Source organism: Holdemania massiliensis (assembly GCF_022440805.1).
Taxonomy (GTDB): domain Bacteria; phylum Bacillota_I; class Bacilli_A; order Erysipelotrichales; family Erysipelotrichaceae; genus Holdemania; species Holdemania massiliensis_A.
Genome location: NZ_JAKNTK010000001.1, coordinates 3,481,386 through 3,491,741, shown reverse-complemented (window position 1 = coordinate 3,491,741; position 10,356 = coordinate 3,481,386). Strand labels below are relative to the sequence as shown.

Genomic DNA, 10,356 nt, shown 5'->3' with positions numbered 1-10,356 from the left:
CATGATTGATGTTTCCTTCACGCAAAAAGCAGAGAAAAATGCTACAATAGAAATAATGATGAAATGAGGGATTAAGTTTGAAGGCAACGAAACTAGCTCTGATGTACGATTTTGACAAGACCTTATCGCCGAAGGACATGCAGGAATTCAGTTTCATTCCATCCTTAGGCATTGAACCGGCCCAGTTTTGGAGTGAAGTCACCGCTTTGGCCGAGAGTCAGAAGATGGACGGAATTCTGACGTATATGTATATGATGCTGAACAAGGCGAATCTGATGGGACAACCCATTCGCCGGAGTGATTTTGTCGCTTTAGGCAAGAATGTGAAGTTGTATCCCGGTGTGGAAAAGTGGTTTGGGCGAATTAACGAATATGGCCGGCAGCATAATATTGAGGTTGAGCATTTTATCATTTCTTCCGGTTTGACTGAAATTATTGAAGGGACTTCGATTGCGAAGGAATTCAAGAAGATTTATGCCTGCAAGTATTGCTACAATGCCAGCGGTGTTGCAGTTTGGCCAGCTACAGTTGTCAATTACACGACGAAAACGCAGTATATCTTTCGCATCAACAAGGGCGTGCTGGATGAAAACAATGATAATGATCTTAACCGGTATACACCGGATCAGCTGCGTGATATTCCCTTTACCAATATGATTTATATTGGTGATGGATTAACCGATGTCCCGTGTATGAAGCTGGTGACGGTCAATGGCGGCAAGTCCATTGCGGTATTTGGCAAGGGCTCAGATAAGAAGAAAGCGACTGCGCAGCAGCTGGTAGCTGACCATCGAGCGGATTTTATTGCGCCGGCGGATTACAGCGAAAATCGGGAGCTGGATAAAATTGTGAAGAGCATTATTGATTACACGGAAGCTCGGATACAGATGGAGCGGCTGATGAAAAAAACACCGCAAAAAGAAAAATAGGAAAAGGGAAAGACAGCAGAAAAAATGAGCGTTTCTTAAGCTGCTCAAGGAAGGCGGAAACAGAAGTCCCGTCTTGAGGACTCAAGGCAAAACAGAGCTGGGCAAAGCGGGCGAGGAAACGGTGCTTCAAGGTTATAATTCAATGGTGAAAACCCAAAAACTTGTCCATGGGAGTAGTCAGGGGATTAAACAGAAGAATAGGCAGAGAAACAGTCAATGAGAGACAGTTTTGTTTTCGTTTGACTGTTTTTATTTTACGGATAGGGAGAGAAGGGATTGAATATCACTCTCAAATGAGTTAATATAAATTTGTAAAAGGATACTCAAGAAAGTTATTTCGCTTTTTCCCATTTTTTGTGGGGCTTTTTCTGATTTTCCGCAATATTAATCATGGGAGGGCTTAAATATGTCGGAAATATCCAATTATCCTCACAAACAAGTGCCAAAGCAAGATTCTGTTTCATTACTAACACCTGCCTCACCTCATCAGCGTCAGAATATCCTTGATTATCGTGATAATGATGTCTTTCGATACACCTTCGGCTCGGAAGATGAAAAATCGCGAAGAATCAGGATTGCGTATCTGTCCGATCTGCTTCAGTGCCGGCTTATTCGAGCGGACATTAAGAATACGGAGCCGATGAAAGATCACAGTAATGAAAAAGGGGTTCGATTTGATTTGCTGCTCGAAACGGAAGACGATGAAGGAACGATTCAGCTGGTGAATCTGGAAATTCAGAATTATCAGATGAGTGATTCCCTGTCGCATCGCTCTCAGGGGTATCTGGCCAGAATGATTGTGGATCAGATGACCATAGGTGATCGGTATGATTTTGATCCGGTAGTTCAGATCATGATTACCAATCATATTTCGCAAGTAAAAAAGGGCTACGAGGGTTATCTTCATCCTCACCGATTTTTTCACGAAATCAGTGGGGAATGGATGTTAAAAGAACAAGGCAGGATTCTATGGGTGGAGATGGATAAACTGGTGAATTTGGAGAAAAAGCCGATAGAAGAATGGCGGATATCGGATAAAATTCACTACATGATTCGGTTTAGCCACGTGGAAAAGAAGCAGGAAATCATTCAGAAATTAATTGAAAAGGAGGAAATCATAGCGATGATGGAAGAGAAGAAAAGAGATTTTTTAAGGGATACGAGTTTAGCGATCGCCAGAATGCGGGCTAAATTTGACGAACTGGATGAACAAAGAGTCTACGAGAAAGGAATTGCTAAAGGAAAACTAGAAGGAAAGTTGGAAGGTCAGCGAGCCTTGATTCAATTAGTGTTAGGTCAGCGGATGAAACTCAGCGAGGCTGAAGCGCAACAGATTGACAGTTTAGAGTCAGAAGCTCTTGAAGATTTTATACTGCAGTTGGATAAGATCCAGACACCGGAGGATTTACAGCGGCAGATGGCTGCCATTAATCAGAAAGATCAGATAAATCAAGCTTTAACCTTTGTATCTCCACTGGATTAAAAGAAATCCTAAGTAAAAACACTATTCATAAGAGTTTATAAAAGAACCGCAAACAGTGATGCTTGCGGTTCTTTTATATCCTTTCTATGAGAGCTAGTTGAATACCCTGCTTATTAATAAGCTGGGAATTTTTTTACCTATAAATAACCTTCTATTCGTTTGTTAATTTGGAGGGTAAATTTAGAAAGCATTAATTTATCTTAACTTGAAAAATATTCTGCTTTGTGATTAACTAGAAGTAATAAAGATGAGGAATAAATTCATGGACTATACATTAACTCAGAAGCAAGCTTGTCAATTCTATGTGCAGTGGCAAGGATTGTCGGGACCTTATCGTTGGCATACTAAAGCTGATATTTTGATGTTGATTCATCAATTGGGCTGCCTCCAATTCGATCCGATTGATATCTGCGGACGTAATGCTGATTTGGTGCTGCAGGCCAGGGTTCGCGGATACCGTAAACAGCAGTTGGAAACGTTATTATACAAAGATTGTCAGCTAATTGATGCCCTCGATAAAAACATGGCGATTTATCCACAAAGGGATTATCCTAAATTTGCCCGAACACGTCGAAGAGCGATGGAATATCATCGTGTGACTGAACAAATTGAAACTGCGATTCAAGCTGTAAAAGCTTTTATGCAGACCCATCCGGTTATTTGTTCTCAAGATGTGAATTGGAACGAAAATCTGGTTTGGGTATGGGGAAGAACAGCTTCGCTGGCGGCTGTGGCTTTGGAAATGATGCTTTATCGGGGTGAGGTGGTGATTCACCATCGTCAGGGAACAATTCGATACTATCAGCTGACAGAAAAACGATTTCCCGGATTAGATCCACTATCCGATCCTTTTCCTGATGAAACAGAGTATTATGCTTGGCGGATTGAACGTCGGATTCGTGCCTTAGGCTTATGCTGGAACCGTCCTTCCGACGCCTGGCTGGGAATAGAGAAAATGAAAAGTGCTGAGCGGCAGAAAGCATTTGAGCTCTTATTGAGACAAGAACGGATCTTTCCGGTTAACGTTGAAGGATGGGATCAGACGCTTTATGCAGTAAGGGAAACACGCCCCTTTCTGGAAAATGCACGTGAGGAAACCTCGTATCGCAGACGTATGGAATTTCTGGGCCCGCTGGACAATGCCTTATGGGACCGTCGGCTGATCGAGCAGCTGTTTGGTTTCCAATATAAATGGGAAATTTATACACCGAAAGCGCAGCGAAAGTATGACAGTTATGTGCTGCCTGTTTTGTGGGGAGAACGCTTTGTCGGCCGAATTGCACTGGAAAGCAAACCGGCAGAGAAAAAATTGATTGTAAAGCAATTCTGGCGGGAGCCGCAGATCCGTGACAGTCAAGCGCTGCGGACAGCTTTAGATCGGACATTGGATCGATTTATGCGGTTTCATGAATGTGAGATAATCGAAAGAAATGAATAAAAAGTGCTGAAATCCTGATTAACAGGAACTCAGCACGTTAGGATAATCAAAAGACTGACAGGTGTTTCTTGGACTACGTTCTGTATCGCCGTCAACATTGGCGCTGAGATGAACCGACGACGTATTGCCGCGCTTTAATATCAATTCAACAATTTCTAAAATGACTGTTTAAAGCAACGCAGCAGCGATGGAAGAGCACTTGCAGATATTAATCAGCAGTCTATCGACAGCGGCGTCACCCTCGACCGACAGATTATCCAAAATTACACTGTAAATTCAAACAGCTCCTCTTTTTTCACTTTTGCGAAACTGGGTGATCTGAGAAATCAAGATTTATAATTGGCAAGGTGAATTATTATGTCTGATGAGAAGCGTATCAGCTCAGAGTTTGAATTTGTAGCCGATCCCCCATACGGTGATCAAATGCTGCGGAGAAGAAGGATCCTTCTCAATTTTATTCCTCAGCCGTTTAATATAAACCGTAATCGTATTATCATCGACAACATTATTATTCCATACCTGGAAATAAATCTGTTCTTTAGTGAATACCTGGTTGGGATGTTCCAGGAAAAGCCGCAAAACCTGAAGCTCCTTGGAGGTCAAATCAAGTTCCCGATCGTTTTGACGGATAATCATTTTCTGCGGATCATAGATGAAATCACCGCAGCTAAGCATAGCGGCAGGCTGTGCGTAAACGGTGCTTCTGCGAATCAGCGCCTTGATCTTGGATTTAAGCAGGCTGACAGAAAACGGTTTAGTCATATAATCATCGGCGCCAATTCCCAGTCCTGCGACTTTAAACGCTTCGTCATCTTTGCTGGAAAGACAGAGTACGGGCGTTGTTATTTTAAAATCCCGAATCGTTTGAAGCAGATCAAAACCATTCCCGTCCGGCAGCATGATATCCAACAAAATCAGATCAAACTGTGTTGAATTCAAAAGCTGGCGAGCCTGTTCAATACTGAAAGCACTGATCAGCTGAAAATCTTCATTTCGGCTGACGAGGTGTAAGGCGGTCTGTATTTCTTTGTCATCATCCACAACGAGTATACGATTCATGATTTCCCTTCACTTTTTCTAGTATATAATAATTAAATAACAAACCGGGAGAAATGGCAATGAAAAAGACGAATGGAAAAATCTATTGGATCCTTTTAATCGCGGTCCTGCTGATCATGACTTCTGCCATCACAGGACTGGCTGCTTATTTTGAAAAGATTATTGTGAACCAGGAAATGGACAAAATGATCATCATCGCCGAAAATAACATGGCCGCGATGAAATACTATTTCGAATCCAGGATGGAAGCGATGGATATGCTTTTTATGGATCAAGAATTGACGAGAGAAGAAGCAGATACCATTGCCAAGCAATACAGTTGTGAGCAGGAACAGATTACGATCCAGACTCAGACGGAAAGTCAATTAGGGCCGGCAGAGATTACCGGCTGGGATTTGACCGGCAGCGATTATCTGCTGAGAATTCAGAAACCGCTGATGGGAAAAACTGCCCAGATGAGCATCCGGCTTTCCTTGGTGTATGATCAAATTCTCAGGCCGGTGCAGTTGGGGAAAAATGGCTACTGTGCGATGAAGGATGAAAATGGGATTTTAATTATGCATCCCGCTCCTTCACAGATCGGTCTGGATTCTTTCAAAGGCCGGATACGCCAATATCCGCAGCTGGATCCGGATGATGTGGGACAGCTTTTGATCCACCAGTACAGTCAGCCCAATGGCTGCGATATCGTCACTTCTTATTGGTGGGATCGGCCGGAGGAAGGAAAAGCTAAGAAATTGATCAGCTATGCTTCTGTAACGATTGACGGTCATCGCTTCGTCGGAACCAATGTGATGGATTATCGTGAGGTAGTTCGGCCGATTCAGCTTCTGTTGCTTTATTCTTCGCTGTTGGCCGGTCTGATTGCTGTCAGTTTTGCCGCACTGATCTTCTTTTGGCAGCAGGAAAAACGGAAGAAGGAAAAGCTCGAATTGGTGCTGGAATACACGGAGGAATTTACCCGCATGAATGAGAAATTCCAGGCTCAGGAAATGCAGATACAAAAATATGACAAGCTGCAGACGCTGGGCGTCCTCAGCGGTACAATTGCCCACGAATTGAATAATTTGTTGACACCAGCGCTGCTGTACAGTGATGTATTGGTGGATGAGCTTGAAGATGAAACATCCCGTCAAATCGCTGTGCAGTTGAAACAAACACTGATCAACTGCGGCGAATTCTCTAATCAGCTTAAGGATTATGTCCGTCAGGAAAGTGTTCAAGATAGTCTGGAAATGATTGATTTTAATGAAGCTATTCAAGAAAATCTTCGTTTCCTGAAGCATTTGGTCCCCAAACGGATCGTACTATACACCGAAATAACCAATGAATTATGCTTGATCGAGGGCAATAAGCGTATGATCAGTCAGATTTTAATCAATCTGCTGAATAATGCTTTTCAAGCCATTACGGATCGCGGAGAGATTGTTGTTTCTTTATTTCGATTGGACAACGAGGCTGTTTTGCAGATTCAGGATAATGGGAAAGGCATGGATGAGGAAACGCTGGAAAAGATCTATACACCGTTTTTTACGACAAAGTCAGAACAGGAAGGGACCGGGCTTGGACTAACCGTTGTTTGGCGGCTTGTACAAAATCTAGGCGGAACACTTCAGTGTGAAAGTGCGCTCGGACAAGGGACGCGGTTTGTCATTCGGCTGCCGCTCTCGGGAATTATGAACAGACTTTAAGATTTGATTCACAATTTATTCAGAACTCGCTGTTACAATAATCAGTGTGATAGAATTCACAAATGGAGGGAAGAAATGAAGAAAGCGTGTTCAATGATTTTAGGCTTCTTGCTGATGCTGAGTTTGTTTGGCTGTCAGACACAGAAGCCGCAGACGTCAACAGGAATGCCTGCGGGAACTTACGAAGGCAAGGCCAACGGATACGGCGGGGAAATCAGTGCCGTCGTGACTTTGTCAGCTGAGAAAATCGAATCGATTGAAGTGAGTGCCGAGAAGGAAACACCGACGGTCGGTGGTTCTGCGATTGAGGTTCTGGTCGGCCGCATGCTGGAAGTTCAGTCTACTCAGGTCGATGGGATTTCCGGCGCTACCCGTTCATCGGAGGGGCTGATTCAGGCTGTGAATGCAGCTCTGCAGGCTGCCGGTGTAGATCCGACAGCCTTAACACCAAAACAAGTAGAGAAGGAAACATCCACAGTGGAAAAAACGACAGAAATTGTCGTTGTCGGTGCCGGCGGAGCCGGAATGAGCGCTGCCATTTCGATTGCCCAGGCTGGTCATCAGGTGATTCTGGTAGAAAAAGGTGCCGCAGTGGGAGGCAATACCTCACGGGCTACCGGCGGCATGAACGCTGCTGAAACGCATTATCAGAAGGAACAGGGAATTGAGGATTCGGTTGAAGTCTTCATTCAGGATACAATGGAAGGCGGACATCAGTTAAACAATCCGGAATTGGTCAAAACGCTGGCGGAGAATTCTGCAGCGGCGATCGATTGGCTGGATTCATTCGGAGCCAATCTGACCAGTATTAAATTTGCCGGTGGGGCAACCAATATGCGGTCTCATCGTCCGGTTGATGCGGAAGGCAAAGTCATTCCGGTTGGGACTTATCTGGTGGAAAAGTTCCAGGAACAGCTGAAAGCGTTAAATATTGAAGTGATTTACAATGCTGAAGTTGATACGCTCATCTTGGATAATGGAGTAGTAACCGGAGTTCAGGCTAAGGGTGAAAACACAGAGTATACCCTTCATGCGGATGCGGTGGTTGTCAGCACTGGCGGCTTCGGCGGAAATTTGGATCTGGTTACGCAGTACCGTCCGGATCTGGCTGGTTATGTATCTACTTGCTCTCCGACAGTGGAAGGGGATGCGATTGCATTCTTAACTGCCATTGGCGCTGATTTTGTGGATATGGATCAGATCCAGATTCATCCAACGGTCATTCAGGCTGACGGTTATCTGATTTCTGAAAGTCTGCGCGGCGATGGGGCAATTTTGGTCAATGCCGGCGGGAAGCGTTTTATCAACGAACTGCTGACACGCGATGTGGTTTCAGCCGGTGTCATTGCAGAAGAAGGCTCGTTCGCCTGGCTGATCGTGGATCAGGCAATGTATGATGATTCCAAGGTTGTGCAGGGATACGTGGAAAAGGGATATATGGTCAAAGGTGAAACTGCGGAAGAACTGGCAGCAGCGATGGAGGTCGATCCGGCAGCCCTTAGTGAGACACTTGCAAATTGGAGCACCTATGTTAAGAATGCTGAGGATTCGGATTTCCAGCGCGAAGGTCTGGATCAGACTCAATATGATCTGGCGGAAGGTCCGTATTATGCAGCGAAAATTGCGCCGGGAATCCATCATTGCATGGGTGGTGTCCGGATCAATCCGCAGGCCGAGGTCTTAAATGCTGAAGGACAGGCCATTCCGGGATTGTATGCAGCAGGAGAAGTAACTGGCGGCGTTCATGGTGGAAACCGTCTGGGCGGCAATGCAGTAACGGATGTTGTTGTCTTCGGTCGGATTGCTGCAGCTTCAGCTCTGGATTATATAGCTGGAAAATAAGGAAATATAAAGAAAGAACGGTAGACTGATTTCATTGTATACCGTTTTTTTTTGTGATATAGGAGGTCATGGAGAAATGTTAAAAATAATGCTACAATGAAAAGCAGGAAATGAGGGATGGTTTTTGAGAATAACGAACCGTGAAATCATTTGTGATTTTGATAGAACTCTATCACTTAAGGATATGCAGGAATTCAGTTTTATTCCATCCATGAATATTGAATCGGTACAGTTCTGAAATGAAGTCACTGTTTTGGCAGAAAGTCAGAAGAGGGACGGAATTCTGACGCATATGTACATGATGCTTAACAAGGCGAATCGAATGGAACTGATTCGCTGTAGTGATTTTGTCAATTCAGGCAAGAATGGAAAGCTGTATCCTGGCAGGGGAGGGAGTTTGGTGAGTTAGCGAATAGGGCTGGCAGCATATTGAAGCTGAGCATTTCATCATTTCTTCCGTTTCGGCTGAAATCATTGAAGGGATTTTGATTGCAAAGGAATTTAAGAAGATTTATGCATATCAGTATTGCTGCCTTGCCAATGGGGTTGCGGCAGGTCGGCTACAATTGATAATGACACGATAAAAATGCAATATCTTCTGCATCAACAAGGGAGTGAAAAAGGAAAATAACGACAATGTTCTTAACCGGCACACCCTTGGATTCAGATGGAAAGTTTGATAAAAAAACAGGTAAAGGAGAAATAGAAGATGAATATGCAAGGGAACTTTAGTTGTTCAGCACGAATTCAAATGGAAGACGGCACTCAAAGAGCAGCGTGTGATGTTCGAATAGGAGATCGGATTATGACTTTTTCGCAGGCTGCACGGATTCGTAATGTCATCACTTTTTATGAAAATCAAGGGATACAAATCGTACTGGAAACCGGAAACGTTCTGCAATGTACCTCGGGGCTGCCTGTTCAGCTGGCAGAAGGTAATTGGACTGCAGCGCTGAACATCAAACCCGGCGTTCGATTGATGCATTATGGAAGTCCAACTTCAGTTTGTGTTGTGCGTGTTCAACAAACAGATGTGGAATTAAAGTTCACGAATTTCTTATTGGAAGAAGGCGATTCCGTCATTGCCGAAGGACTCCATATCGGTGCTTGGGATAAACAGGTTGAGGTTGAGGAAGATTTTCTGAACTGTCGGAAAGAATCGGAGGACATCAACAAGAGAATTGCGGAACTGAAAGAACTATTATAGGCAATTTTTTTTAAAATAGGACTTGGAAAAACTCTGTATTGTGATTAACTGGAAGCAATAAAAGACGGAATTCTGGAATTACACTAATCGGAAAACAAATTTTATAATTCTTTGTATTGGGGCAGGAACTTTCAGGCCCCTATGTCGCTGGCATATTCAAGCTATGGTTTTTGCGATGATCTGGCAGCTGGGCCTGATGAATATCTGCGGACGTAATGCTGATTTAGCGCCGCAGACTAAGGTTTACGGATACTGTAAATAGCAGCTGGAAACATTATGCCAGAAAGTGTTTGAGCTCTTATTGGGACAAGAAGGGATTTTTCAGGTTAACATTGAAGAATGGAACCAAACGTTTTATGCAGTGAGGGAAATATGATACTTACTGGAAAGCGCACGTGTATTGGAAACGTATGGAATTTCAGGGCCGCTGAACAATGTCTTGTGGGATCGACGATTGATAGAGCAGCACTTTGTCGACCGGATTATGCTGGAAAACAAATTGACAGAGAAAAACTGATAGTAAAGCAATTCTGATGGGAGCTGCGGATCCGTGAGTGTCAGGTGCTGCGAGCAGTTTTAGACCGGACATTGGATCGATTTATGCGGTTTCATGAATGTGAGATAATCGAAAGAAATGAATAAAAAGTGCTGAAATCCTGATTAACAGGAACTCAGCACGTTAGGATAATCCTGACGGATGTTTCTTG

General features: G+C 43.8%; 7 protein-coding genes. 6 read left to right on the top strand and 1 reads right to left on the bottom strand.

The features are described from left to right. The first annotated feature begins 77 nt into the window (after positions 1-77). From MCG46_RS16195 to MCG46_RS16185, 3 genes are all read left to right on the top strand, one after another. Positions 78-929 (top strand): HAD family hydrolase, encoded by an 852-nt coding sequence (locus MCG46_RS16195; RefSeq protein WP_240280895.1) that lies wholly within the window; start codon positions 78-80, stop codon positions 927-929. A gap of 406 nt (positions 930-1,335) precedes the next feature. After that, positions 1,336-2,412 (top strand): PD-(D/E)XK nuclease family transposase, encoded by a 1,077-nt coding sequence (locus tag MCG46_RS16190; RefSeq protein ID WP_240280894.1) that lies wholly within the window; start codon positions 1,336-1,338, stop codon positions 2,410-2,412. A gap of 262 nt (positions 2,413-2,674) precedes the next feature. Beyond that, positions 2,675-3,850, top strand: coding sequence for a DNA glycosylase AlkZ-like family protein (locus MCG46_RS16185; RefSeq protein ID WP_240280893.1), 1,176 nt, complete (start codon positions 2,675-2,677; stop codon positions 3,848-3,850). 381 nt (positions 3,851-4,231) lie between these two features. On the opposite strand, the gene MCG46_RS16180 is transcribed toward MCG46_RS16185, so the two are convergent. Continuing rightward, positions 4,232-4,909, bottom strand: a complete 678-nt coding sequence (locus MCG46_RS16180; RefSeq protein ID WP_240280892.1) for a response regulator transcription factor — start codon at positions 4,907-4,909, stop codon at positions 4,232-4,234. Between the two features lie 59 nt (positions 4,910-4,968). Here MCG46_RS16180 and MCG46_RS16175 point away from each other — a divergent pair, with 59 nt between their 5' ends. The 3 genes from MCG46_RS16175 (at position 4,969) to MCG46_RS16165 (ending at position 9,649) form a co-directional block, all read left to right on the top strand. After that, positions 4,969-6,600 carry a sensor histidine kinase gene (locus tag MCG46_RS16175; protein ID WP_240280891.1) on the top strand — a complete coding sequence of 544 codons (1,632 nt, stop codon included), beginning with the start codon at positions 4,969-4,971 and terminating at the stop codon, positions 6,598-6,600. Positions 6,601-6,675: 75 nt separating this feature from the next. Next, positions 6,676-8,442, top strand: a complete 1,767-nt coding sequence (locus tag MCG46_RS16170) for a flavocytochrome c (protein WP_240280890.1) — start codon at positions 6,676-6,678, stop codon at positions 8,440-8,442. Positions 8,443-9,151: 709 nt separating this feature from the next. Then, positions 9,152-9,649 carry a hypothetical protein gene (locus MCG46_RS16165; protein ID WP_240280889.1) on the top strand — a complete coding sequence of 166 codons (498 nt, stop codon included), beginning with the start codon at positions 9,152-9,154 and terminating at the stop codon, positions 9,647-9,649. Positions 9,650-10,356: the final 707 nt, after the last annotated feature.

Bases quoted from the DNA above. Each gene is read 5' to 3' on its own strand.
- MCG46_RS16180 (WP_240280892.1), bottom strand. From the start codon at position 4,909: ATGAATCGTATACTCGTTGTGGATGATGACAAAGAAATACAGACCGCC.
- MCG46_RS16190 (WP_240280894.1), top strand. From the start codon at position 1,336: ATGTCGGAAATATCCAATTATCCTCACAAACAAGTGCCAAAGCAAGAT.
- MCG46_RS16185 (WP_240280893.1), top strand. From the start codon at position 2,675: ATGGACTATACATTAACTCAGAAGCAAGCTTGTCAATTCTATGTGCAG.
- MCG46_RS16175 (WP_240280891.1), top strand. From the start codon at position 4,969: ATGAAAAAGACGAATGGAAAAATCTATTGGATCCTTTTAATCGCGGTC.
- MCG46_RS16170 (WP_240280890.1), top strand. From the start codon at position 6,676: ATGAAGAAAGCGTGTTCAATGATTTTAGGCTTCTTGCTGATGCTGAGT.
- MCG46_RS16165 (WP_240280889.1), top strand. From the start codon at position 9,152: ATGAATATGCAAGGGAACTTTAGTTGTTCAGCACGAATTCAAATGGAA.